This is a genomic window from Nostoc spongiaeforme FACHB-130 (assembly GCF_014698475.1).
GTDB classification, from domain to species: Bacteria; Cyanobacteriota; Cyanobacteriia; order Cyanobacteriales; family Nostocaceae; genus Nostoc_B; species Nostoc_B spongiaeforme.
This window is the reverse complement of sequence record NZ_JACJTB010000049.1, coordinates 24196-49397: the sequence shown is the minus strand read 5'-3', so window position 1 is coordinate 49397 and position 25202 is coordinate 24196. Positions and strand designations below refer to the sequence as shown.

The following is a 25202-nucleotide window of genomic DNA, read 5'->3' as shown; positions in this document are numbered from 1 at the left end:
TCAACAGGGTCGAACCGTCTACCATATTCATTGGGAGACCTCAAGCTTTGGTGTCGTTACCTTTATCTTGTGGTTTCCCCTTCTTTTTTGCTACCCCATCTCACATAAGGCGTGGAATAGTATCTACTAACAGATTTAGAAAATCAGGTGTAAAATGGTATACTTGTCCGCCCATATTTTTAGTTTTTTGAAAAAAATAACAATAATTTTATTTTTAAATTTTCTTTAAGAAGCTTGAATTTATAACTCTATAAAAATCATCATACAACAGAGTTTTTATAGTATAAATAATACCTCTATATATAGCAAATACATCAACCTAACCTAAGTTCGTTCACGGGTTTCAGCATCATGGCGCAACTGACGAGCGTAGGCTTGACTATCTGTAATATCTTGAATTGATCACGCCTTCACTCTGCCAATAAGCAACAAGTTCTGCACCTGTCTTTGGTTGATTTATTAAAACTTGCCGGATAGTCAGAACACGAAGAATATATTCAGATAGAATCAAGTTAAGCGGAGAGGCTTCATTACAAAGCTCTTTTTCTAGCTCTGGTGGCAAATTAAGATTAATATTCACATTCACTTTCTACTCTAATAACCAACCGAATAAACTGCCTACGGTAAGCTGTAACTCACTTGCAAAAGATGGCACAGGAAGTAACTGATCTGCTTCATCAAATAACTCTGGTGGCCGATTTGAGAAATAAACAAATACTACTCTTTCACTTGGGTCAATCAACCAACCCATTTGAGTTCCATGCTTCAAAGAATGTAAGATTTTAGCAATAACTTTACTTTGGCTTTGCTCAGGAGAAAGGATTTCAATTATCCAATCGGGTGCTAGAGCGAAAACATTTGCCACACCACCATTTTCATTTCGAGGAATTCTTTCCCAAAGAAACACAGATACATCTGGGACGATCGCACGTCCAGCAAAAATGCAGCGCAACTCTGGGAATGCTCGTGCAATTTTTTGTGGCTTAGTGACTGCATTGATATTAATAATTAGTTCACCTTGAATTGTACTGTGTTCACCCTGTGGCATAGGTTTCTGAATGATCTGACCATCAATGTACTCACTAGCAGGTTTAGTTTCTGGTAGTTTGAGAAACTCCTCTAATGTCAAATTTTTGGCTGTTGTCTGTACCATTGGGGACTATCTTCCCTATTCTCCACTGATTTCTACTAACTTTTCACCTGTTCGCAAAAACTCTAATGCTTTTGGCAAAGTAGCAATTAAAATCTCTTGTAACCGAGAATTTGATGTATTTCCGCACGTCAACCAGATAATTTGCGGTGGTGTTCCCAGACGCTCAACCAAGTCAACAAAGTCGCTATCCTTAGTTACAAAGATAACTCCTTGAGTTTTTGCTGCCTCAAAAATCTCAAGGTCTTCAGCGTCTCTCAGACCAACATCGCGTAAAGCTAAAGCTGTTATACCAAAAGTGTTACTGATCCAAGTCGCAATTGCAGGCGATAAATGTGCATCTATCCAGATTGTCATGCTACTAACACTGGATGATTCAGCTTCCGCGAAGCATATAGTAGTGTTGCTTTGAGGTCATCTGCTTCTAGATCAGGCATTTCTTCTAAGATTTGTTCAGCACTGAGTCCAGCAGCAAACAAGTCTAATACATCTGACACCCGAATTCTCATACCTCGAATACATGGGCGACCGCCGCATTGTTTGGGATTAATTGTAATTCTGCTCAGTAAGTTTGACATATAGTTCTAGTGGGTGATTAGTCCTAATCTACTATTTAAACAACAGCAGCCTCTGCGATCGCACCTTGCATTCTCCCCATTGCATCAATCAAGCTTTGCAATTGTTGGTCGGCTTTCATCACGGCTAAACCTCGGACTGTGACTTTACCAGGAGAGTAAACAAAGCGTGTTTTCAGATGTTCTGGTAAGTTGGCTGCGAGTAAATTCCATGCAGGTTCTTCCATTGGTGTTTCTAAAATTACGTGTTGTTTGTTCTCTGGTTTAATCCGGCTAAATCCTAATTTTTTCGCTACTTGTTTCAGTTCCATGACGCGCAAAAGTTGATTTGCTGGCACGGGTAAAGTACCATAGCGATCGCTCCATTCTGCTGCAATCTGCGTTAGTTCTTCTTTGGATTTCGCCGCAGCCACCGCACGGTATGCACTCATCTTTTGATCAATATCGGGAATGTAATCAGCTGGAATAAATGCAGTGAGGTTGAGGTCAATTTGCGTATCATCAACTTGGGGAATTTCTTGACCGCGAATTTCTCGAATCGCCTCTTCTAACATTTCCATGTACAAGTCAAAACCGATCGCATCCATTTGACCGGATTGTTCTGCACCTAGCAAGTTACCCACGCCGCGGATTTCCATATCGCGCATCGCTAGTTGATACCCGGAACCGAGTTGCGTAAATTCTTGAATCGCCCGTAACCTTTGCCGCGCTGCATCAGATAAGGTTCGCTGCTTGGGATAAAATAACCAAGCATGGGCTTGAATACCTGCACGTCCGACACGACCGCGCAATTGGTATAGTTGCGATAATCCAAAGCGGTGCGCGTCTTCAATTAAGATGGTGTTGACGCGGGGAATATCTAACCCAGATTCAATAATTGTCGTACATACTAAGATGTCTGCTTCACCATTACTAAAGGTGAGCATGGTTGATTCTAACTCGCTTTCGTCCATCTGACCGTGAGCGATCGCAAATCTTCCTCCCGGTATCATCTCTCGCAATTTTGCTGTGGTTTCTTCAATTCCTTCCACGCGCGGAACTACATAAAAAACCTGTCCGCCTCGATCTAGTTCTTGGCGAATTGCACTGCGGACTGTTTCAGGATTCAAGGGTGAAAGATGGGTTTGAATTGGTCGGCGGGTTGGGGGTGGAGTGGTAATCAAACTCATTTCCCGGATACCCGACAAGGACATATACAAAGTACGCGGAATAGGTGTGGCGGAAAGCGTCAGTACATCAACCTGAGTTTTCAAGGATTTGATTTTCTCTTTTTGATTTACCCCAAATCTTTGTTCTTCATCCACCACCAACAAACCTAAATCGCGGAATGATACGCCTTTTCCTAAAAGTTGGTGTGTACCCACAACAATATCTAACTCACCCGTTGCTAATCGCTTTTGAATATTACGACGTTCTTCAGCAGTACGGAAGCGGTTGAGTAAGCCGACATTTACAGGATAGGGTGCAAAGCGTTCCTTAAGGGTGTGGTAGTGTTGCTGAGTAAGGATGGTAGTTGGTGCTAAGAGTGCGACTTGTTTACCAGAAGTCACAGCTTTGAAAATTGCGCGGATTGCAACTTCCGTTTTACCGAAACCAACGTCACCACAAACTAACCTATCCATTGGGCGATCGCTTTCCATGTCCCGTTTCACATCTTGGACGGCTTTTAGCTGGTCTGTCGTAGGTTGGTAAGGGAAAGAATCTTCCATTTCCTCTTGCCAAGGCATATCGTGAGGATAGGCGTAACCTTGTTGTTGCGATCGCGCTGCATACAATTTCAGCAAGTCTACCGCTAATTTTTTGATAGCTTTACGGACGCGGTTTTTAGTATTGTCCCAAGCCTTCCCCGTCATTTTGTGCAGTTCTGGGGCTTTATCGCCTGTAGCGCGGAAGCGAGACAATGAACCAACTTGGTCAGCCGCGACTCGCAAAAGACCATCGGCGTACTGCACGACTATGTAATCACGGGTTTCATCGTTAATCGTCAGACTTTCCAGCTTAACAAATTTCCCAATCCCGTGGCTACGGTGAACTACATAATCACCCGGACGCAGTTTATTCGGGTCAACTTGCTTAGAAGCAGCTTTGCGACGCTTGCGAATATATCCGGGTGTGGCGAGGGAGTGCTGACCGTAAAATTCGCGGTCGGTGACAACTACCAAGCGGTACGTTGGCAGAATAAACCCTTCGAGTTCCGCCAAACCTGAATATTTCAGGGCGACTGGTACGTGGTTGATTTGCTGCTTTTCAATGGCTTGGTAATCGCGCGGGTTGGGGATAAACTGCGCCGGACAGTCGTGTTCTTGGAGTAAGGAAACAGAACGGGAAGGTTGGGCAGAAATTAGCCAGATTGAGAAATTGCGATCGCGTTCTTGTCTTAATGTTTCAGCTAATTTACCAAACTGATGCGGTGTAACGGGTACAGACCGACTAGCTAAATTAATCCCGTTGTTTTCTTCTGCTATTTCTGATAAGTAAACAGTGGGAAATTGAGTAACTTCCGCCAGACAATCATCAAAAGACCGATGGATTTTGGGCAATTGTAGAGAACCCAAATCTAATTCCCCAGTCCCTAGTGACCATTGTTCCTCAGCATTTTCTACCCAGCGATCGCTATGGGCGTGACATTGTTCTGGTTCATCAATAGCAATTAAAGTATTTTCAGGCAGATAATCTAAAATCGATGCTGGCTTTTCAAAAGCCAATCCTAAAAACCGCCGACTTCCTTCTAAAACTCCTGTGTCTTCAGTTTCAAGTTGTGCATCTGACTTTAACTCATCCTTCAGCACTTGGAATTCAACATTATCCTTGAGTGCATCCAGGATGATCGGAGTGAAGCTTGTTGGAGTAAGCACAACTTGGTTTATTTTGTCAAGGGCAGAACGCTGAGTTGACGGGTCAAATTCTCTGATTTGCTCGATTTCGTCGCCAAACCATTCCAAGCGCACTGGCAATTCTGAAGAAACAGGAAAAACATCGACAATATCACCGCGCCGACTCCATTGCCCTTCTGTTTCTACTAGGGGTACTCGCTCGTAACCCAAGGTAGTAATTTTGGTACTAAAGGTATTTAGGTCAAATTCCATCCCTTTGTTCAAGGTCAGACTTAGAGGTGTAAAAGCTGCTGGCGGTGGCAAATGCGGCTGTAACGCCCCCGTAGTAGCAACCACCGCTATCGTCTTATTTTGACCATTGACTGTTGACTGTTGACTGTTAACTGATAATTGATGACTGATAACTGATGACTGACCCTTCACCAAATCTGCCAGCACTTGCATTTGTCCCCAGGTCATTTCGGTTTCGGGGTCAAAAGGTTCGTAAGGAGATGCTTCTGAAGTTGGGTAGAAATGTACTGTTGACCAGCCCATCGCCTCTAATTGAGCGTAGGCGCGGCCAGCTTCCTCCAGGGTGGCACAGACGACAAATAAATTACTTCCTGAATTTTGTGCTAATGCCGATGCTACCAAGCCCTTTGGTAGACGGGGAATACCATTTAAGCGTAAATCTTGTTGCCGATTGAGCTTAGAAAGTAGTTCTGTGGTGAGTGGCGATCGCGCCAAGGCACGCACAATCGAAGAAAATGCCATAAGTTCTACTAGAGATGGAAGTCTTCAGTGATAAGAAAATTTATAGGTAGTTTATGTTCACTATTTTAAAAGGGTTGACACTCCACTTATTACTTCTGTGGAAGAATGAGGAAGTATGAAATATGAAGTATAAAGTATGAAGTATATGGCTATAGTCAGAGAATTGAGACATTTTCAAAGAGTAAATTCTGCGATTAGTAGTACTTTGACCTTCTATCGCCAAGTCTAGATTTCAGTCTTGAGTCTTTCGCCTTTTTTGGTTAAAGCATGTATGTCAGCACTTGAATAACGTTTAATACTAGATACTAGGGGTTAAGCATAGTTCGCTCCCTATAGCGGCAAATCCAAACATGTCCTCCATCACTTCTGAAATTTTAATCATTTTGGTACTAATTATTGCCAACGGCATCTTCTCAATGTCTGAAATGGCTGTTGTCTCAGCCCGGAAAGTCAGGCTCCAGCAGCTTGCCAATCAAGGAGATGCCAACGCCAGGGCAGCATTGAAACTAGCAGAGTCTCCCAATAATTTCTTATCTACCGTTCAAGTCGGAATTTCCCTGATTGGTATTCTGACTGGTGCCTTTGGGGGAGCGACAATTGCTAATCGGTTGGCAGTTTATATAAAACTGATCCCGGTTTTGGCTCCTTACAGTGAACCAGTATCTTTTGGGATAGTCGTTTTAATTATTACGTATCTATCTCTGATTATCGGGGAATTAGTGCCGAAGCGGTTGGCATTAAACAACCCAGAAAGAATTGCGGCGTTTGTTGCTATACCAATGCGGGCTTTAGCGGCAATAGCTTCCCCAGCAGTGCATTTATTAAGTGCTTCTACAGAATTGGTGTTGCGAATTTTAGGGATCACCCCTTCAGAAGAACCACAAGTTACTGAAGAAGAAATTAAAATCCTGATTGAGCAAGGTACAGAAGCGGGAACCTTTGAAGAAGCAGAACAGGATATGGTAGAGCGAGTGTTTCGTTTAGGCGATCGCCCTGTCAGTTCTTTCATGACACCCCGCCCTGATATCGTCTGGCTAGACTTAGAAGACACCGCCGAAGAAAACCGCCAAAAAATGACTGAGAATGGTTATTCCCGGTATCCGGTTTGTCAGGGAGGGCTTGATAATGTCTTGGGGATCATCCCTGTCACCGATTTACTTGCACGGAGTTTTCGGAATGAAGCTTTAGATTTAACAGTGGGATTGCGTCAACCTGTATTTGTGCCAGAAAGCACCCGTGGCTTGAAAGTTTTGGAGTTATTCAAGCAAACGATCACCCACATGGCCATTGTGGTGGATGAATACGGCGTAATTCAAGGATTAGTCACCCTTAACGACATTATGAGCGAAATCGTCGGTGATGTTCCCGCCGATCTCGATGAAGATGAACCCCAATATGTACAGAGAGAAGATGGTTCTTGGCTGTTGGACGGTATGTTACCTGTAGAAAAGTTTTTTGAACTTTTTGAAATGGAAGAATGGGATGACGAACGCGGTAGCTATCAAACCTTGGGCGGCTTTGTCATCACCCATTTAGGCCGTATCCCCTCCGCCGCCGATCATTTTGAATGGGAAGGAATGCGGGTTGAGGTGATGGATATGGATGGTAATCGAGTTGATAAGGTGCTAGTTGTACCAATGATTGATAAAGCAGAGGCGGTGAAAGAAGCGGAATAAATAAAGAGGATCTCAATTTATAGAGACAAAGTTGCAGATTCATCAGTGATACGCCAAGGTAAATTGTCTCTGACAATAGCATTTAAAATGACTAACGTTTTATGAGCGCAAGCAGTCAGAGCCAATTTCTTAGATTTACCACGCTCAACAAGGCGCGTATAAAAAGCTGTTGATTAATTCACTTAACTGACGCGCTCCTTCAGATTCAATGGCTAACACTCGTGGTTTCATGAGTTCGCCAAGCTTCTGGTACAATCAGACTTAAATTATAGGATTTGAGTTGCTCTACAAGAGTTGATATAGCAATCCTAAATGAGTCGTGAAAAACATAGATATAGAAACGAACCGCCAAGAACGCCTAGGACGCAAAGGTAAGAAAGAAGAAAAAGATATAGAAATTTTACAAATGATTTAGGACTGCTATATTTCACTTTATGTTAGTTACAGGATTTTTTTCATACATTGCAAGAATTTAATGGTGCTTCTTGAGTTATCAATACTTGAATGTTTAGCCTCCGCTAATTTTGGCTTTGTAACCTAATTTGGTAACAATTTCTAAAATTTTCTGCTTGTGTTCGCCTTGAATTTCAATGGTGTTATCTTTGACTGTCCCACCTGTACCGCATTGGGTTTTTAACTGCTTGACTAAATCTGCTAAAGTTTCGGGTTTGGCTTGAAACCCTGTAATTACTGTGACCGTTTTACCCTTGCGTCCGGCGCGTGTGGCTTGGATTCTTAAATTTTGTTGTTGCGCTGGAAGTTCCTGAGTTGGTCGTTCGGTGGCGGCGGAGTTATCGTTCCCGAATTCTTGGTAGACAATTTTTTTATCAGAGTTGGATTTGGAGGACATACAAAATTGCGACGGTGATCAGTTCTACTACATTTATTATGGTGTGAGATCACGCGAGTTTAATCTTAAAACGCAAAGGTACGCAGAGGTTAACGCAGCGAAAAGTTGCGTGCGGAGAGAACTTGCGTGCGCGGGTTCCCCGCGTTGAGCAAATTTTTCAAGACAAAGTTACGCGGAGGTCTCTTTAATAGAGAATTGGTTTTGAATTATGAATTAGTATTATCCACCCCAGACTCCTTATAATTAATGAAGTCTTTACTTGTCATCAAGATAATTCCGTGACTACTACTCCCCTTTCTCCAAATTCTTCCATAACTGCTCAGGTTCCCGATACACAAGGACGCTTTGGACGCTTTGGCGGTAAGTACGTCCCGGAAACGCTGATGCCTGCTTTAGCTGAACTAGAAACAGCTTATCAGCAATATCGTCATGACCCAGAGTTTCAAGCAGAACTCCAACAACTGCTGCGGGATTATGTGGGACGCGCTACACCATTGTATTTTGCTGAACGGCTGACTGCTCATTATGCCCGACCTGATGGCACAGGGCCGCAGATTTATTTAAAGCGGGAAGATTTAAATCACACTGGCGCACACAAAATTAATAACGCTTTGGGTCAGGTATTGTTAGCCAAGCGTATGGGTAAGCAGCGAATTATTGCTGAAACTGGCGCTGGACAGCACGGAGTTGCAACAGCCACAGTTTGCGCCCGATTTGGCTTGGAATGTGTGATTTACATGGGTGTTCACGATATGGAACGCCAAGCTTTAAACGTGTTTAGAATGCGGTTGATGGGAGCAGAAGTCCGTCCGGTGGAAGCTGGTACAGGTACACTCAAGGATGCGACTTCGGAAGCGATTCGGGATTGGGTGACAAATGTTGAAACAACTCACTACATTCTTGGTTCTGTTGCGGGCCCCCATCCTTACCCAATGATGGTGCGGGATTTTCACGCGGTGATTGGTCAAGAAACTCGCGCCCAAGCTTTAGAAAAGTGGGGCGGTTTACCTGATATTCTCTTGGCTTGTGTGGGTGGTGGTTCCAATGCAATGGGGCTGTTTTATGAGTTTGTCAATGAACAATCTGTGCGGTTAATTGGGGTAGAAGCTGCTGGCGAAGGTGTGAATACAGAGAAACACGCTGCTACCTTGACAAAAGGACGAGTTGGTGTATTACACGGCGCGATGAGCTATCTACTGCAAGATGAAGATGGACAAGTCACCGAAGCACACTCAATTAGCGCGGGGTTAGATTATCCCGGTGTAGGGCCAGAACACAGTTATTTAAAAGATACAAATCGGGCAGAATATTACAGTGTGACAGATGCAGAGGCTTTGGCAGCATTCCAGAAACTGTCTCGCTTAGAAGGTATTATCCCTGCTTTGGAAACCTCCCATGCGATCGCCTATCTCGAAACCCTCTGTCCCCAACTTAGCGGTAGTCCCAAAATTATCATTAACTGTTCTGGACGTGGTGACAAAGATGTGCAAACCGTCGCTAAGTTTTTAACTCCGCAGTAAAAAGTGCTGAGTAGAAAGTACTGAGTGCTGGGTGTAGAGGAAGAATATCTGACTCTACACCTCTGCCAACTGAACACATAATTTAGGTGTGTCAGCATTTATTTCTCTGCCTAGAGAATGATGATGTATGGAAATTTATGAATACGTACGTTGGCTGGCAATTTTGCAAGGTAGAGCAGCATAAATCCCCAGATGCTGGCTCATAGCCTATTTGTCCAGTTTACATGAGTCCGGTACATTATCTGGAAGTGTTCTCTTTCAGTGTGTTTAGGGCTACCTATTAATGATTCAGAATAAAATCTTCAGTGCTGGTGTAGCGACTCTAGCCTTATTTGGAGGCGTAACCGCTTTTTCCGCACCAGTTCAAACTGCCACCTTGCAACAACCTAAGATGTCAGACAATAGCATCCAACTGGCACAATCAACTGTGAATACTGCGGCGTTAGAGGCTGCTGTTTTCACTCAAATCAATCAATATCGAGCTTCACTTGGTCTACCAGCGTTAAGCCGTAATTCAACTATTGACAATCAAGCCAGGATTCACAGTCAAAACATGGCTCAGGGGCGAGTTGCATTTGGTCATGATGGTTTTGGCGCAAGAATTCAAGCGATCGCAGTTACAATTCCCTACAGCGCAGCAGCAGAAAATGTGGCTTACAACCAGGGATATAGAGATCCTGCAACCCAGGCTGTGCAAGGTTGGCTGAGAAGTTCAGGACATCTGGCTAATATCAAAGGTAATTACAACCTCACAGGTGTTGGTGTGGCGAAAAGTCCACAAGGTGCGGTTTACTTCACCCAAATATTTATCCGCACACGTTAGGAAGATATGGCAGGAGGCAGAATGACCTGGATTTCTCTCTTGTGAGAAATCCAGGGGTGTGGAGGTGTGGGAGGGGTGGGAAGTCTGGGAGGATGGTGAAGAAATCTTTCCCCCCACACTTCCCACACTCCCCTCTCTCCCCACACCCGCTACCCATACGTGAGAAATTCGGGCTAACCCCTCCTTCCCAAATTGAGCAATTTTTAATAATATCCTGTTACAGATTCTAGGAAGTCGAAGGTAGAGTATAGGTCTTAATCATCTATACTTTGTAATTCTCCATGTTACGACAACCTGCTTTTGGCATCGCTTTAAGTACGCTTGTCCTTGCTAGTGGATTTATCACTACTCCAATACCAAGCCATTCATCTACCAACAGCACAACTCAACCAGTCGCTTCTAGTCAACTAGCCTCGTCAACTACTACCTTTAACACCACTGCATTAGAAAAATCAGTTTTTGAACAAATCAACCGCTACAGAGTTTCTAAAAAACTACCAAAATTAACTTTGAATGCCAATATCTCTCGACAAGCCAGAATTCACAGTCAAAATATGGCTAAAGGGAAAGTTCCCTTCAGTCATAACGGATTTGAAAAGCGCGTCATGTCTACTTCAATTCGCTTTAATAGTGCAGGCGAAAATGTGGCAGTCAACCAAGGATATAGTAATCCAGCCACTCAAGCTGTAATTGGTTGGTTAGAAAGTCCAGGACATTTGAAGAATATCAAAGGCAATTACAATCTAACTGGTGTTGGCGTAGCTACTAATCAGCAAGGTGAAGTCTACTTAACGCAAATTTTCTTGCTGACTAATTAGTTGAACTGAAACAAGCTTATGCGTTAATACCTGTATAAGCTGTGACTCTAACTAATACTCACAATACACCAGTACAGTGCGGCGTAAATAAACAGACCATCTGGAATTGCTAAAAGGCTTGTAGTATAACTATTCTTTCTTTTTACTTTTGCCTTTTTACTTTTGCCTTGTTGTACTAGCTAGTTTTTAGTTTACTCAATATTGCATCGGTTCAGATTAATACAGTCTTGCTAACTAAGTTATGCTTACTTCTGTGTCGATACAAATTTCTTTTTGATAGCAATACCAAAGCCTAGTGCTGTTAGACTACCGATAAAAGTGATAGGTTCTGGTACTTGTGGGCTAAAAATAGTGTAAGTTTTCCTACTATACAGTAAAGTGCTACCTCCGAAGGGGCCTTCTAGTAATACACCACTGTAACCATACTCTGCACTCCAGAAACCTGTCCACCAAAACCAATTCCCAAGAATGCTCCATTCATACTGTTTATTACCTGCCAAATCTTCTAAGGCATTAACGCGCAATCCATCCGGTAATGTCAGACTACGTAAAGCCTCTGCAATACTAAGATGGGCTTCTAGAGCGCGATCATTGTTATAGTTGAGAATTTTTAGTCTTCCCAACTCTTTAGTAGAACCTGTGGCAAAACTTATATTATAAGTTTCATTCTGATCACTAAAGAGTTTTAAGTTTTTAATACTCTTGACTGCATACCCATCATAAGGGCCACTTGGGTTGAAATTAACAATAAATGTTAGCCCATTAGGGTTAGGAGTATAACTAGTGAAAGGAGTTAATTCAAAAGCTTCAGCTTTAGTTATTGTCGTCAAGCAAGCACAGGCAGAAATTACTGTAGCAATAACTACTGATTTTTTTTTCATGGCAGTATTTTCCAGAGGTTTATTACCTTGAAAAATCTCATAAACACTATCTAACAAGCAATATTCACTTAGATAGATTCCAGGACTTACGCAACAATAACGTAACTCCGTTATTATGAACGATAGCGAAGTGATATTCCCTGATGCTGGAATTGCTTCCCTAAACTCCGTTCTGGTCGCAATGACATTATCAGCGTTGTGTAATTCCTATTAAGTAGGTAGGCACAAATAAACCCAACTATGTAACAAAATGTAAAAGACTCAAAACCCTTGTGATTGCTTCACTTCGCTATCGCTGCGTTTGCCATAACATAGTTATAAATTTTTCCGCCCACCTACTGTGAATCAGATAAGTATCAAACCAAGCCAGAAATAGCAACTCGTTGTTTTTAGCATACCAGACCATCTACAAAAACTATCTTTAGATAGATACTGTTTTTAATTTTCTAGAACATCTATTTTGATCAAAACTAAACAGTGAGCAAAAACAGCTTGTTTATCTAGGTTACAGGCTGTTTTTTGACTTTATTTGCTTAAATTTTAAGTAAATATGTTTTATTCTCCAGTCGGATGACTACACAATTAATAGTTAATGATTTGGTTAAGAAAAAAGCATTTTTTATGTGCTATCATTCAGCAAATACTTAGGTGGTCTAGTATCATAATAATGATAATTGCTAAGTTAAGCATATAATTAGGCTGTTAATTTTAAAATTTTCTTAAATTATTTCATTCTATAAATCAAGACAAGTTCTCTCAAATAAGATTGGTTGTAGTTATCACTAGTCTCATAGATTTATTAGATATATTAGGTTATTTTTATCAGTTGCAAGTTAGATAAAATTTTGTTTTTATATTTTAATTCGTAGTAAAAGTCCTTAATTTTAGATGGTTTTAGGCATATAAAACATCTATTTTTTTACTTATCAATCATTTCATAATCACATTAAATGCTCTGGACAAGACCTGAAGCTTAGGTGAAATATCTAAAATATTACTGCTATTAAATTCAATTAAAGCAACTATAAAAATTTATCTATAATTCATATTTTAAACAGTAATTGTACTAATCAGTTTTTAGTACGTAAATAGGCTATGGATTTACATTTACAAAAACTATAGAGAGTATTTTATAAACTAAATAGAGGAATTTGAATCACTGCATTTTTCTGGAAAGTAAGGTAATAAATTCCCACAATTTTTCTGCCAGGAAAATCCTAGTAATTAATTTGCCAACTATCTACTATCAAATAGAGTCTATGAAGCTGAATCACCAACTTTACCTATACTCATCTCTCGCTAAATTTCGGTGGATTAAAAATAGCTATACAGCAAAAATCATGCTGGTAGCTTTTTTAGGAACTCATGTACCATTACTGACTTTACTATTCTGGTTTGTTACATCTAACTCCTATTCTTGGGAGATAGCAGTAAAAGTGTTGTTAATTGCTTTATTTGCCACACTTGCGGGTACAGCTGCAACATTGTATGCACTGCGATATCTTCTGGCTCCAGTTATTTTAACTTCGGCGGCACTACAAGATTATTTTCATACTAAAAAATTACCGGAACTGCCTACAGAATATGTTGATGAGGCAGGTACATTAATGGCAGATACCACCCAAACTCTGCACAAATTAGATGAGTTAATTCATCAAATTACTAACTATGATAATTTAACTGGATTACCCAATCGAGATTTATTCTGCGATCGCCTGTATCAGAACATATCACAATCGCACAATCAGCAGCAGCTTGCAGCAGTTCTGGTGCTGGGAATTGACGATTTTGCAGGTATCAGTCATGGGTTAGAGCATGAAAAATCGAACTTGCTTTTAAGAGCAGTTGCCCAACGTTTAACTAATTGTATGGGTCAAACAGATATCCTGTCCCATTTGAACCAAGATGAATTTGCGATCGCCAACACTGATATACTTTCCTTTGAGAATGTCATCAAACTCTCGCAGTTACTTTTAAATACAATCTCCAAACCTTTCTTAATCGAAGGGCAGCAAATTCACATTACTGCCAGCGTAGGCATCACCATTAACAGTGTAGGCGATCGTAATTCTGTAGATCAATTATTACAACAAGCTCACATCGCCCTATACCAAGCAAAACAGCAAGGGCGTAGTCAATATCGCTTTTATTCCCCAGAAATTAATGCTCAATTGCAAGAGCGATTAACACTAGAAAATGAATTACGGGAAGCATTAGAACGTGGAGAAATGGTAGTTTACTATCAACCCTTAATTGATCTAAATACTAGACAAGTAACCGCACTAGAAGCACTTGTACGTTGGCAACATCCCACACGCGGGTTGATTTCTCCTGCCAAATTTATCCCCATTGCTGAAGACAATGGTTTAATTATCCCGATTGGAAAATGGGTGTTACGTACCGCCTGCGCTCAAAATCGTGCTTGGCAATTAGCTGGAATGGAACCAATTCGGATGTCAGTCAACCTTTCAGCCAGACAGTTTGAAGAACCAAACTTAGTAGAGGTTGTCAAACAAGTCCTGCAAGAAACCGAATTGCCACCATCGTACTTAGAATTAGAAGTTACCGAAAGCTCTTTAATGGGGGACATTCAACGTTCTGTGAACACCCTTAAACAATTACGAGAACTAGGTGTATGGTTAGCCTTAGATGACTTCGGGACTGGCTATTCTTCTTTAAACTACTTGAAGCGTTTCCCTGTAAATATGATCAAAATTGACCGTTCATTTGTGCAAGATGTCATATCTAATTCTGATAGTACAGCTATCACCGATGCCATTATTGCCTTAGCCAAAAGCCTCCAGTTAAAAATCACCGCAGAAGGAGTAGAAACACAAGAACAGCTAGAGTATTTACAAAAATGTGGCTGTCAAGAAGGTCAAGGATATTACTTTGGCATTCCTGTACCTGCTGAGAGAATTACTCAACTGTTTCAGCAAAATTCTCATCCGCTAGAAAAAATCGCTGCTTAAAACTCATAGGTAGTATTGTAATAATAGCAAGTTGTTGTAGAGACGTTGTATACAACGTCTCTACAGGATTTATATAATGCAACGTCTTATAGAATTGGCATAACCACCTATTAAATTGAAAACATAATTTCCAACCAATGTTAGCTAAAAAAGCAATTAATCGGATTTCTAACCTATTTTCTCTTTATCCTTGGTTGATTGTAATTATTTTTTCAATACTAGGTTTTATAGGTATTCTCAATCATTCAATGTGGCGAGATGAACTCAACCCTTGGTTGATTGTGAGAGATAGTGAATCTTTCACAGATTTAATTGCCAATATTAAATATGAAGGGCATCCAGTCTTGTGGTATTTTTCTCTAGCATTTTTGAGAAAAATTGCCGACAATCCCTTGATTATGCAATTGTTTCACCTATCTATTACAATTACTGCGGTTCTCATATTTTACTTATATAGTCCCTTTAAATACAAACACAAACTACTGTTTATATTTGGGTATTTTCCATTTTATGAATATTTTTTAATTTCTCGCAATTATGCTTTTAGTCTCCTGTTTATTTTTGCTTTCTGTGCTGTTTTTCCATCCCGAAAAACAACTTATTTGTATTTATCTAGTTTTATAGGATTATTGGCAAACAGTAGTGCTTATGGTTTACTAGTGTCATTTGCGTTATCATTAACACTACTATTTGAATTTTGTTTTGATAGTGAGCATAGAAAAAATTATTTTGGACAAAGTAAACAGTATGATTTAATTTTAAGTTTTTTAATAGTTGTATTTTCTTTAATATTATCAGTTTATATTATTACTCCGCCTGCAAATAGTTATTTACATGGGGGATTAAATCATGGATGGTCAACAAATTTAGATGTATTCAATTTGTTAAAGAGCATCAACAGATTGTTTGCCAGTTATTTGTTGATTATCCCAAAAAAAAGATTGCTAGATTTATTTATCTGTACTATCATCAGCATTTTGATATTTAGTTTATATTTGATGAAATTTTCTAGAAAACCAGTGGTGCTGTTTATGTATACAGTGGTAAATTTTATCCTACTGGCATTTACCTATTTACGGTTTACTGGAAATCATCGTCACTTTGGACATTTTTATTTAGTTTTTATAGCAGCCTTATGGCTAGAGGGTTATTATCAAAATTCTCTAGTGTCGGAAAATAAATTGTCTCCAACGCCGAAATTATTTAATTTAGCGCAAAAATGGCATTACGTAGTTTTTACTTTAATTCTGTCCGCTCAATTATTTGGAGGAATTTACGGCTTTGCTAGAGATTTGATTATCCCATTTTCTGCTAGCAGAGAAACTGCTCATTACATCCAACACAATCAGTTAAATAATGAATTTATTATAGCCAGTCGAGATGCGAATATGGCGGCGTTATCAGGGTATTTGAATCGGAAATTCTACTATCCTGAACGGCAAATGATGGGAAGTTTCACCCTATTTAAACAAGGTCGTCAAGATGTTGACCAGCCGGAGATATTGAGACAAGTTCACGCTTTATTTCAAAGTCAAGCCATTGAAAGCAGAATTTTATTGATTTTAAATAAAGAGCTTAATTTCAATAGGAATGATTTAAATATTGTTCCTATCAAAAGTTTTAAGAGAGCTTGGGTAGATACTGAAAGATATTATCTCTATTGGGTAAATAAAACCGGAAATTGAATGTAATGTTTACAAGCGAACATCAAAGTTATAAGAATTCAGCACACAGAAGTCAGAAGTCAGAATTTAAAAATAATGAGCGCATGTGTGATTAAATTTTTTAAAATTCTGGCTCCTGGATTTTGACTCCTGAATTCTTACTCAAAATTCGCCTGTAAACTCTGATTTAAAACATCTCAAAAAATCCGTCATCTAATTCATAACCCAGCATTTGCGCCATCGATTTTAGCCGTGATGAACTGGGAATTGCTTGTTGTTTTAACCAGTCAGTCAAAACGAAGATTTTGTGCATTAAAAATATTTCTAATGCTTCAGGATTATATTGAATGCCTTCTTTATTACTGAATTGATGTGGTACAAGCATAGCAGCATAACGAGCTAATTCCCCATTTTTCCAATCTAATAAAAAAGGTATCCAAGGATATTTTGCATCTAAACGAATAAACCACAGGCGTAACTCTGCAACTTCGGAAAGTTCGCGGGGGTCGCCGGGATCTAAAGGGTAGTCGATGTCAAAGCTTAATTGCTGTTCATAAGCAGCAATTCCCTCTTGCAAAAGTGGTTCAATTACTTCTAAAGCAGGCGACAAATCTAATTTGTTAATCGAATCTGTATTAAGTGCGATCGCTATAGCCATAGTAATTTGTAAATGGTAATTGCTAAGTCGATAAAAATAGAAAGTCGAAACTTTACTCAGCACTCAGTATTGTACTCAGTTGTGGGATTAACGCCGCAAATGCCTGACCACGATGACTAACTGATTTTTTCTCTTCTGGTGACATTTGGGCAAAGGTTAACTGTTTTTCGGGGACATAAAATACAGGATCATAGCCAAAACCACCCTCACCACGGGGTGCATGAAGTATTTCACCACGACAAATACCTTCGCATTGTACAGCTATCTCACCATCTGGACGGGCGATCGCTACTGCACAGACAAATTGTGCTTGTCTGTTAGTTTCATTACCTAACTCTCTTAATAACCGAGAAATTCGCTCTGCGTCGGTTTTGCCATAACGTGCCGAATATACTCCCGGTACACCATTCAAAGCATCTACCTGTAAACCAGAATCATCAGCGATCGCCCATTGTCCTGTAGCTTTGGCAACTTCGGAGGCTTTTAAACAAGCGTTAGCCGCAAATGTCTCACCTGTTTCTTCAACTTCTAATTCTTCTGGCTTCAGCGTTAATTCCCAACCAGAATCTGTCAGGTAAGCTTGCATTTCTCGCAACTTACCTGGATTGCTTGTAGCAACTACGAGTAATTTGGTCATATTTTCAGCTAACAGTTAACAGTTAACAGTTAACAATTAAACGTGATAACTGACAACTGATAACTGTTTACTGATATTATTCTGCCCACTGTCTCGCCCAATCAAGGGTTTTATGTACTTCTTCGATGGTGGCGGCTTCGCAATAGAGGCGCAAGACTGGTTCAGTACCGCTAAAGCGAATCATTAACCAACTGTTGTCAGCTAGGCGGAATTTATAACCGTCGATTGTTTGACAATCGATGACTGCTTTTCCGGCAATTTCGGTTAAGGGTTGGGTTTGGAGTTGTTGCAAAAGACGCGATCGCACTTCCATACTAGCTAAGGGTAAATCGATGCGATCGTAAGCCGAATTAAACCCTGTTTGTTGTTGCAAATCAGAATAATATTCGCTCAAATCTCGCCCAGATTCGACAATCGCTTCTAGGACATACAAAGCCGAAAGTAGTGCGTCTCGTTCTGGAATGTGGCTACCATAACCAATTCCACCAGATTCTTCCCCACCTAAGAGTACTTGCGAGACTAACATTCTGTCGGCGATGTATTTGTACCCGACTGCTGTTTCAAACAATGACAGATTGTGCAGTGCTGCGACACGGGGAATCAAGTCAGAACCACTGACAGTTTTGATAATTTCCCCTGTAAAACCACGTCGCAAGGTTAAGTGGTCAATTAATATCGGGATTAAAATTTGCGAACTTAAGAAATTAGCTTCTTGGTCTACTGCTGCAATGCGATCGCAATCTCCATCAAATACTAAACCAACCGTTAAACCAGATTGATGAGTTTCGTGGTGAGTTTTGATGACTTCAAATAACTTAGAAAGATATTTCGGTAATGGTTCCGGCGCACCACCACCAAATAATGGGTCACGGTTGCTATTGATTTCTTTGACCTGATCACCCAATAATCTTGCCAGTCCGCCAGCTGCTGCACCGTGCATCACATCTGCGAATACCGTCAGTTTACCAGAGGCGATCGCTTCTCGAATTTTGGCAATATCTACTTTGCCTTGTAATCCTGTTGTGTAACTAGGCCAAGGGTCAAACTTATCCAAGTTACCTGGAGTAGCTGCTGTTGGTACACCATGCGGTAGCAGTGCTTCGATCTCTTTGGTAAATTCTGGCGGTACCGAACCACCAAAATATCCTTTGACTTTTAACCCTAAATATGCACCAGGATTATGACTCGCTGTAATTACCAACGCCCCTAAAGCATTGAGTTCTTTAGCAGCCCAGCTAAAAGCCGGTGTTGGGGCGAATGTTTCACTCAGCAAAACATCAAATCCGACGGCGGTGACAGCATCAGCCACAGCACGAGCAAAGTCTTCCGCCATAAAACGGCGATCATAACCGACGATAATAGTGCGGCTACCGACTGTCGAGTAATAAGTATCATATAAGACTTTCGCGGCTACTGGCGCTACCAAGGCAAGGCGTTCAAAGGTGAATTCTTCACCAATCACACCCCGCCAGCCATCTGTACCAAATTTGATTGAGCTAGCTACAACTGGCATTGGGATATCCTAACTGTCCATCTGAGGATTTTAGCACTTGTTCAGTAAATCGAGTAAAAAAAGAGCCTGTTGCTCAGTGCTGATTGCTGAGAAGTGATCGCTCTTTTTTCACTCTCATTCTGTGGTTTTTTGAGGGAGTAACCCCCCTCATTCGCCAGCTGTATCTTTAGAGAAGTCGGAGATTTGAATTAATTAATCGTGCCAGTCACAGGGGAACTAGCACTAGCATAGGATTTGATGGGCATTCTGCCAGCGAGGTATGCTAAACGACCGGCGACAGTTGCCAAATTCATTGCGTAAGCCATTGCTGGGGGATTTTGGGCTAGGGCGATCGCACTATTAATTAATAAAGCATCTGCACCTAATTCCATTGCTTGAGAAGCTTCGGAAGGTGAACCAATACCTGCATCTACCACAACCGGCACTTTAGCGTTTTCAATAATGATTTGGATATTGGCGGTGGTTTTTAATCCTTGTCCCGAACCGATGGGGGAAGCTAAAGGCATGACTGTTGCACAGCCAACTTCTTCTAAGCGTTTGGCTAACATCGGGTCAGCATTAATATACGGCAATACCGCAAACCCTTCTTTTACCAATTGTTCGGCGGCTTGCAGTGTCCCAATCGGGTCAGGGAGTAAATATTTTGCATCGGGGATAACTTCTAATTTCACAAAGTTATTATCTTCCTGCCCCAGTAATTTTGCCATTTCTCGACCCAAACGGGCAACACGAATCGCTTCTTCGGCAGTTTGACAACCAGCAGTATTCGGCAACATCCAAATTTTTGACCAATCTAGTGCTTCTGCTAACCCCTCATGTCCTGGGGTTTTGGTTTGGACTCGCCGCACTGCAACGGTGACAATTTCACAGCCACTAGCAACAATACTTTGCTGCATTTCTGCAATGCTGCGATATTTGCCTGTTCCTGTCATCAAGCGAGATTGAAAGGTTTTACCAGCAATGACAAGTGGAGAGTCGGGAAGTGGGGAGTTAGGGAGTGATGATAAAGCTGGGCGATCGCCGTTGGTAAAATTGGCAGAATGAGTGAGCATAGGGGCGGTAGATGGCTGGGTATGAAACCGAGAATAATGGAAATGTGCCAATAAAGAATCTGATTTTTGTTCGCAAATTAAATCAGCAATTAAGGCGGCTGTCGCAGGCGCTAGTAAAATGCCGTTGCGATAATGACCTGTAGCCAAAGTCAAGTTTGCACAGTGGCTAGTGCCGAGAATTGGTAATTCATCTGGGGTAGCCGGACGAAAACCCCACCAAAATTCTTGAATGGAATAATCTTGTAATTGGGGATAGAGGCGAATTGCTTGCTGAAGTAAAGATTGGATACCTGCGGGGGTGTTATTCGGGGCAAAACCCACATCTTCGCTAGTCGCACCCAAAATAATCGAGCGATCGCGCCGGGGTACGATGTAAATATTTTCGCCAAATAACACTCGTCGCAAAGGCAATTCCGGCACAAAGTCGGGTAAGCGGATACTCAACATTTGCCCTTTGCGGGGAGTCACAGGCAAAGGTAACAATTCATTAGACCAAGCGCCAGCCGCTAAAACATAGTGACCGGCACGCATTACGCCTTGGTTGGTTTGTACGCCGATGACTTGTCCTTGCTGTTGGATTAATCCGGCAACTGTAATGTTATCTTTGATTTCAATGCCGAGGGATTGAGCCGCAGTCCTCAGTGCTTGGGCTAATGCCCGATTATCAACTTGAGCATCTTCAGGATACCACCAGCCACCGACGACATCATTACTCAATCCTGGCTGATATTGATGAATTGCAGTTTTATCTAACCAATAAGCAGGTGAATCACCAGTCGCAGCAGACTTTGGTGGTTGATAAACAGGCGCAAGAATGCCACAAGCCCAGTATCCAGGATTAATCCCAGTTAAATCTTCAAGTTTGCTTGTCCATTCTGGGTATAAGGCACGCGATCGCCTGCACAACTTACCCATCATCTCATCTTGGATAATTTCTGCATCTGGTGCTAACATGCCAGCAGCAGCATGGGTAGCAGCAGCCTGGAAATCACGACAAAGCACGGTGACATTTGTCCCGCGCAATTTAAGTTCGACGGCGATCGCCAAGCCAATAACACCGCCACCAATAATTAAAACATCGCTAGTCATTAGTCATTAGTCATTGGTTATTAGCCATTGATCATTAGTACACAACTACATAACTTATAACTAATAACTTGTAACCAATGACTAGTTTTGACAAAGTGCTGAGTGCTGAGTGCTGAGTGCTGAGTAAAAAATTATTCCCCCTGCTCCCTGCCTCCTGCCCCCTGCCCCCTTTTTCCTACCACAAAGCCCGAATTGGCTCTCTAGTAGACTCATTATCGCTGAAGCTATCAGTTGATTGAGTTTCGGTTGATTGTACTTCTCTGGTAGTCGGCTCTGATGATGTATTGTCAGGAGTTGAAAATGATTCGCTGGGAGTGCTATTTTGAGCGACGCTGGTTCGACGCTCAGTTGTGTTGGTATTTAAATTTTCCTGTCTAACGCTTCTGCTGCCTCTAGCTTCTGTGGGAACATTATCTTCTTGAGGAGTGCTGGCTCTGTCTTCGCTTAAGCCACGGCTACCTCTGCTGGGGGCAGTGCTATTAACATTAATATTAGCTGGGAGAACGCGCGAGGTTTTGCCGCCGGGAGCATTATTACTGGCAGTTTGTTGCCCTCCACCCATTGGAAAGTTAATGCCTAGCAATGTACCTAATAAAATTGCCAAGCCTCCACCCATGAGAATAAGCGGTGTCCATCTACCCATATTGTTTTTCTCCTTGTGTAACCTAACCTTTTGATTTCCTTTCTTATTCGATATCCCTGATCCAATAATCCGTAAAATCCTCTGTATGAGCGGCTAAATGCAGGTCTATTGTAGGAGAATGGGAAAGAAGCGATCGCTGCTTTTGTGACGCTAATTCACAGTCAACACATCACTTTATCGATCACACTCATACCATCACTACCAACTAACTGACTGTTTTTTACTTCTGCACCGCCATTTTAGAGATCAACACCATTTTGTTGCAAAACTTTTCGTAATTTAAAACCCAAATTCTTCATACAAGCCTTAATTTAACTGCATCCAATATGGGATGCAGCGCCAGACCAACGTATTGTTCGTACCCTGTGTTAGTACTTTGGGCATATTTAAATTAACGAATCGGCTTTTTGTAGTATATTGGCACATTTCCTCTACAGTTGTCTCGCATGATCTTGTCTTATGACCACAAATCCCTCTCCTCAAATTTGGCTTTATGACACAACATTACGGGATGGCACTCAATGCGAAGGGCTATCAGTGTCTATTGAAGACAAGCTACGCATTGCTAAAAGATTAGACCAACTGGGTATTCCCTTCATTGAAGGTGGTTGGCCTGGCGCTAACCCAAAGGATGTTCAGTTTTTCTGGCAACTCCAAGAAGATCCGCTCAAACAAGCAGAAATTGTGGCATTTTGTTCTACACGTCGCCCCAATACAGTCGCTGCATCTGAACCAATGTTGCAAGCAATTTTAACTGCGGGTTCTCACTGGGTGACAATTTTTGGCAAATCTTGGGATTTACACGTTACAGAAGGTCTCAAGACAACTTTAGAAGAAAATTTGGCCATGATCCGCGACACTATCGAGTATTTTCGCTCACATGGGCGGCGCGTGATTTACGATGCCGAACATTGGTTTGATGGTTACAAACATAATCGAGATTATGCTTTGCAAACATTAGAAGCAGCGATCGCATCTGGCGCGGAATGGTTAGTTTTATGTGATACCAATGGCGGAACTTTGCCTCACGAAGTCAGCGAAAGTGTGACAACTGTTAAAGGTCATTTGTCATTTGTCCTTTGTCAAAAATCAATGACTAATGACCCAGGACAAAGGACAATTCCTCAAATCGGCATTCACACTCACAATGATTGTGATCTAGCCGTAGCCAATGCCCTAGCTGCTGTCATGGCTGGGGCAACAATGGTACAAGGAACAATAAATGGATATGGTGAACGCTGCGGCAATGCTAACCTTTGTTCTTTAATTCCCAACTTACAGCTAAAAATGGGTTATAGCTGTATCACAGAACACCAGCTTACTCAACTCACAGAAGCCAGCCGCTTTGTTAGTGAAGTAGTCAATCTTGCACCAGATGAACACGCGCCCTTTGTCGGACGTTCGGCTTTTGCCCATAAAGGCGGTGTCCATGTTTCCGCCGTGCAACGTAACCCCCTGACTTATGAACACATCCAACCAGAAACAGTCGGGAATCGTCGGCGAATAGTCATTTCGGAACAAGCAGGACTCAGTAACGTCTTAGCCAAAGCCCGTACCTTTGGCATTGAATTAGATAAGCAAACACCAGAAGCAAAACAAATTCTTCAACGCCTCAAACAATTAGAAAGTCAAGGTTATCAATTTGAAGCCGCCGAAGCGAGTTTTGCCTTGTTAATGTATGAAGCTTTAGGGGCGCGGCAAGAATTTTTTGAGGTCAAAGGCTTTCAAGTACACTGTGACTTGGTAGAAGGGAAAGAAACCAGCAGTGCTTTAGCCACCGTGAAAGTCGCTGTTAACGGTCAGAATATCTTAGAAGCCGCCGAAGGTAACGGCCCCGTTGCGGCATTAGATACCGCCTTACGCAAAGCTTTAGTCAACTTTTATCCCCAACTCGCCAGCTTTGAATTGACAGATTACAAAGTGCGAATTCTCGACGGACACGCCGGAACAGCCGCCAAAACCAGAGCCTTAGTAGAATCAGGCAATGGTCATCAACGCTGGACAACTATCGGTGTTTCGGCAAATATCTTGGCTGCTTCCTATCAAGCAGTGGTTGAGGGTTTGGAATACGGGTTGTTATTACATTCCCAAGCCGAAGCCGCAGTGAAGGCTTAGAGATTAGAGAGACAAGGGGGACAAGGAAGATAAGGAAGATAAGGAAGATAAGGAAGATAAGGAAGATAAGGAAGCAATCTTTCTACCTTGTCTACCCCCACTCAGCACTCAGCACTCAATACTCAATACTCAGATGACTCAAACCTTACGTAAACTAGTTACATTTGATGAATTTATCGCTTGGTATCCCAATAACCCACAGCGACTTTATGAATTGCACGATGGAGTAATTGTTGAAATGCCACCGCCAACAGGTGATCATGAAGAAGTTATCAGTTTTTTGATGTTGGAGATAGCTGCCGAAATTAGGCGACTAAAACTTCCTTATATCATTCCCAAAACAGCTTTTGTGAAACCATTAGAAGGTGAATCAGCTTACTCACCAGATGTACTGATATTAAATCAGCCTAATTTATTTAATGAGCCTCTGTGGAAAAAAGCATCAACTGTTAGCCAAGCTGAATCAATTCCTTTAGTAATTGAGGTCGTGAGTACTAACTGGCGAGATGATTATTTAAAAAAAGCAGCTGACTATGAAGCAGTAGGCATCCCCGAATATTGGATTGTCGATTATGCGGCTTTAGGTGGTAGGCGGTTTATTGGCAATCCCAAACAACCCACTATCTCGGTTTACACGTTGGTTGATGGGGAATACTAAGTGCAGCAATTCCGAAATCATGAGCGCCTTGTCTCACAAACTTTCCCAGAGTTAAATTTGACTGTGGAACAAATTTTTCAAAGTGTTGCCTAATCTTGGCTTTTCAGGTTTTAAATAACAACATTAGACATCTTTAGGAATACGGTTTGATTCCTGAATCTAGTTGTGTAAGCAGAGAGTAGGGAATGGGGAGTAGGGAGTAGGAAAGATGGCTGATCTGGGTGTACTGATTTTTTTCATAAATCAAATATGAGTCCTATTGTATGAATCAGAGTATCGAATGTTAAACAAGTCAGGAATTACGCACAGCCCACGAAAAAT

18 protein-coding genes and 3 pseudogenes are annotated in these 25202 nt (G+C 41.5%); 8 read left to right on the top strand and 13 right to left on the bottom strand.

The genetic code is table 11. The features are described 5' to 3' along the window. Nucleotides 1-324: 324 nt before the first annotated feature. The 5 genes and pseudogenes from H6G74_RS25970 to mfd all read right to left on the bottom strand — a co-directional run bounded on the left by H6G74_RS25970 (nt 325) and on the right by mfd (nt 5312). Nucleotides 325-580 (bottom strand): annotated as a pseudogene (locus H6G74_RS25970) (hypothetical protein). Between the two features lie 9 nt (nt 581-589). Next, the gene (locus H6G74_RS25965) at nt 590-1153 is read right to left on the bottom strand and encodes a Uma2 family endonuclease (protein WP_190970392.1); all 564 of its coding nucleotides are present in this window, start codon (nt 1151-1153) and stop codon (nt 590-592) included. Between the two features lie 15 nt (nt 1154-1168). Continuing rightward, nucleotides 1169-1507, bottom strand: a complete 339-nt coding sequence (locus tag H6G74_RS25960; protein WP_190970391.1) for a DUF5615 family PIN-like protein — start codon at nt 1505-1507, stop codon at nt 1169-1171. Then, complete coding sequence (locus tag H6G74_RS25955) at nt 1504-1728, bottom strand: DUF433 domain-containing protein (protein ID WP_190970390.1); 225 nt, start codon at nt 1726-1728, stop codon at nt 1504-1506. Before H6G74_RS25955 ends, H6G74_RS25960 begins: the two co-directional genes overlap by 4 nt. A 35-nt stretch (nt 1729-1763) precedes the next feature. Further along, a complete protein-coding gene (gene mfd / locus H6G74_RS25950; RefSeq protein ID WP_190970389.1) occupies nt 1764-5312 on the bottom strand; it encodes a transcription-repair coupling factor in 3549 nt (1182 codons plus the stop codon). Between the two features lie 350 nt (nt 5313-5662). Here mfd and H6G74_RS25945 point away from each other — a divergent pair, with 350 nt between their 5' ends. After that, nucleotides 5663-6988, top strand: a complete 1326-nt coding sequence (locus H6G74_RS25945) for a hemolysin family protein (protein ID WP_190970388.1) — start codon at nt 5663-5665, stop codon at nt 6986-6988. Between the two features lie 17 nt (nt 6989-7005). Here H6G74_RS25945 and H6G74_RS31385 read toward each other — a convergent pair. Beyond that, nucleotides 7006-7155, bottom strand: a pseudogene (locus H6G74_RS31385) (IS110 family transposase); the annotation flags it as partial. 341 nt (nt 7156-7496) lie between these two features. Beyond that, nucleotides 7497-7838, bottom strand: coding sequence for a translation initiation factor (locus tag H6G74_RS25940; protein ID WP_190970387.1), 342 nt, complete (start codon nt 7836-7838; stop codon nt 7497-7499). Between the two features lie 278 nt (nt 7839-8116). Here H6G74_RS25940 and trpB point away from each other — a divergent pair, with 278 nt between their 5' ends. The 3 genes from trpB to H6G74_RS25925 all read left to right on the top strand — a co-directional run bounded on the left by trpB (nt 8117) and on the right by H6G74_RS25925 (nt 10999). Further along, complete coding sequence (trpB, locus tag H6G74_RS25935) at nt 8117-9358, top strand: tryptophan synthase subunit beta (RefSeq protein WP_190970386.1); 1242 nt, start codon at nt 8117-8119, stop codon at nt 9356-9358. A 283-nt stretch (nt 9359-9641) separates the two neighbouring features. Further along, nucleotides 9642-10181: a CAP domain-containing protein gene (locus tag H6G74_RS25930; RefSeq protein ID WP_190970385.1), complete on the top strand. Its 540-nt coding sequence runs from the start codon at nt 9642-9644 to the stop codon at nt 10179-10181. A 281-nt stretch (nt 10182-10462) separates the two neighbouring features. Then, the gene (locus tag H6G74_RS25925) at nt 10463-10999 is read left to right on the top strand and encodes a CAP domain-containing protein (protein ID WP_190970384.1); all 537 of its coding nucleotides are present in this window, start codon (nt 10463-10465) and stop codon (nt 10997-10999) included. 245 nt (nt 11000-11244) lie between these two features. Here H6G74_RS25925 and H6G74_RS25920 read toward each other — a convergent pair whose 3' ends face one another. Continuing rightward, nucleotides 11245-11880, bottom strand: a complete 636-nt coding sequence (locus tag H6G74_RS25920; protein WP_190970383.1) for a PEP-CTERM sorting domain-containing protein — start codon at nt 11878-11880, stop codon at nt 11245-11247. Nucleotides 11881-13139: 1259 nt separating this feature from the next. Between H6G74_RS25920 and H6G74_RS25915 the strand changes: the two genes are divergently transcribed. Together H6G74_RS25915 and H6G74_RS25910 are read left to right on the top strand one after the other, a co-directional pair. Further along, complete coding sequence (locus H6G74_RS25915; protein ID WP_190970382.1) at nt 13140-14852, top strand: putative bifunctional diguanylate cyclase/phosphodiesterase; 1713 nt, start codon at nt 13140-13142, stop codon at nt 14850-14852. Between the two features lie 137 nt (nt 14853-14989). Beyond that, the gene (locus H6G74_RS25910; protein WP_190970381.1) at nt 14990-16537 is read left to right on the top strand and encodes a hypothetical protein; all 1548 of its coding nucleotides are present in this window, start codon (nt 14990-14992) and stop codon (nt 16535-16537) included. Nucleotides 16538-16703: 166 nt separating this feature from the next. Here H6G74_RS25910 and H6G74_RS25905 read toward each other — a convergent pair whose 3' ends face one another. From H6G74_RS25905 to H6G74_RS25885, 5 genes are all read right to left on the bottom strand, one after another. Then, nucleotides 16704-17174, bottom strand: a complete 471-nt coding sequence (locus H6G74_RS25905; RefSeq protein ID WP_190970380.1) for a CRR6 family NdhI maturation factor — start codon at nt 17172-17174, stop codon at nt 16704-16706. Nucleotides 17175-17226: 52 nt separating this feature from the next. Continuing rightward, nucleotides 17227-17811 carry an RdgB/HAM1 family non-canonical purine NTP pyrophosphatase gene (rdgB, locus tag H6G74_RS25900; protein WP_190970379.1) on the bottom strand — a complete coding sequence of 195 codons (585 nt, stop codon included), beginning with the start codon at nt 17809-17811 and terminating at the stop codon, nt 17227-17229. 76 nt (nt 17812-17887) lie between these two features. Further along, complete coding sequence (locus H6G74_RS25895) at nt 17888-19324, bottom strand: phosphoglucomutase/phosphomannomutase family protein (RefSeq protein WP_190970378.1); 1437 nt, start codon at nt 19322-19324, stop codon at nt 17888-17890. A gap of 188 nt (nt 19325-19512) precedes the next feature. Continuing rightward, nucleotides 19513-21465 carry a glycine oxidase ThiO gene (gene thiO, locus H6G74_RS25890; protein ID WP_190970377.1) on the bottom strand — a complete coding sequence of 651 codons (1953 nt, stop codon included), beginning with the start codon at nt 21463-21465 and terminating at the stop codon, nt 19513-19515. Nucleotides 21466-21640: 175 nt separating this feature from the next. Beyond that, nucleotides 21641-22108: a hypothetical protein gene (locus H6G74_RS25885; RefSeq protein WP_190970376.1), complete on the bottom strand. Its 468-nt coding sequence runs from the start codon at nt 22106-22108 to the stop codon at nt 21641-21643. Between the two features lie 459 nt (nt 22109-22567). On the opposite strand from H6G74_RS25885, the gene cimA reads away from it, so the two are divergent. Both cimA and H6G74_RS25875 read left to right on the top strand, forming a co-directional pair. Beyond that, nucleotides 22568-24223, top strand: coding sequence for a citramalate synthase (gene cimA, locus H6G74_RS25880; protein ID WP_190970375.1), 1656 nt, complete (start codon nt 22568-22570; stop codon nt 24221-24223). Between the two features lie 133 nt (nt 24224-24356). Further along, nucleotides 24357-24974: pseudogene (locus tag H6G74_RS25875) on the top strand (Uma2 family endonuclease). The last annotated feature ends 228 nt before the right edge of the window (nt 24975-25202 follow it).

What these genes read in the sequence shown, in the direction of transcription:
- H6G74_RS25965 (WP_190970392.1), bottom strand. Translation starts at nt 1,153, where the DNA reads ATGGTACAGACAACAGCCAAAAATTTGACATTAGAGGAGTTTCTCAAA.
- H6G74_RS25960 (WP_190970391.1), bottom strand. Translation starts at nt 1,507, where the DNA reads ATGACAATCTGGATAGATGCACATTTATCGCCTGCAATTGCGACTTGG.
- H6G74_RS25955 (WP_190970390.1), bottom strand. Translation starts at nt 1,728, where the DNA reads ATGTCAAACTTACTGAGCAGAATTACAATTAATCCCAAACAATGCGGC.
- mfd (WP_190970389.1), bottom strand. Translation starts at nt 5,312, where the DNA reads ATGGCATTTTCTTCGATTGTGCGTGCCTTGGCGCGATCGCCACTCACC.
- H6G74_RS25945 (WP_190970388.1), top strand. Translation starts at nt 5,663, where the DNA reads ATGTCCTCCATCACTTCTGAAATTTTAATCATTTTGGTACTAATTATT.
- H6G74_RS25940 (WP_190970387.1), bottom strand. Translation starts at nt 7,838, where the DNA reads ATGTCCTCCAAATCCAACTCTGATAAAAAAATTGTCTACCAAGAATTC.
- H6G74_RS25930 (WP_190970385.1), top strand. Translation starts at nt 9,642, where the DNA reads ATGATTCAGAATAAAATCTTCAGTGCTGGTGTAGCGACTCTAGCCTTA.
- H6G74_RS25925 (WP_190970384.1), top strand. Translation starts at nt 10,463, where the DNA reads ATGTTACGACAACCTGCTTTTGGCATCGCTTTAAGTACGCTTGTCCTT.
- H6G74_RS25920 (WP_190970383.1), bottom strand. Translation starts at nt 11,880, where the DNA reads ATGAAAAAAAAATCAGTAGTTATTGCTACAGTAATTTCTGCCTGTGCT.
- H6G74_RS25915 (WP_190970382.1), top strand. Translation starts at nt 13,140, where the DNA reads ATGAAGCTGAATCACCAACTTTACCTATACTCATCTCTCGCTAAATTT.
- H6G74_RS25910 (WP_190970381.1), top strand. Translation starts at nt 14,990, where the DNA reads ATGTTAGCTAAAAAAGCAATTAATCGGATTTCTAACCTATTTTCTCTT.
- H6G74_RS25905 (WP_190970380.1), bottom strand. Translation starts at nt 17,174, where the DNA reads ATGGCTATAGCGATCGCACTTAATACAGATTCGATTAACAAATTAGAT.
- rdgB (WP_190970379.1), bottom strand. Translation starts at nt 17,811, where the DNA reads ATGACCAAATTACTCGTAGTTGCTACAAGCAATCCAGGTAAGTTGCGA.
- H6G74_RS25895 (WP_190970378.1), bottom strand. Translation starts at nt 19,324, where the DNA reads ATGCCAGTTGTAGCTAGCTCAATCAAATTTGGTACAGATGGCTGGCGG.
- thiO (WP_190970377.1), bottom strand. Translation starts at nt 21,465, where the DNA reads ATGACTAGCGATGTTTTAATTATTGGTGGCGGTGTTATTGGCTTGGCG.
- H6G74_RS25885 (WP_190970376.1), bottom strand. Translation starts at nt 22,108, where the DNA reads ATGGGTAGATGGACACCGCTTATTCTCATGGGTGGAGGCTTGGCAATT.
- cimA (WP_190970375.1), top strand. Translation starts at nt 22,568, where the DNA reads ATGACCACAAATCCCTCTCCTCAAATTTGGCTTTATGACACAACATTA.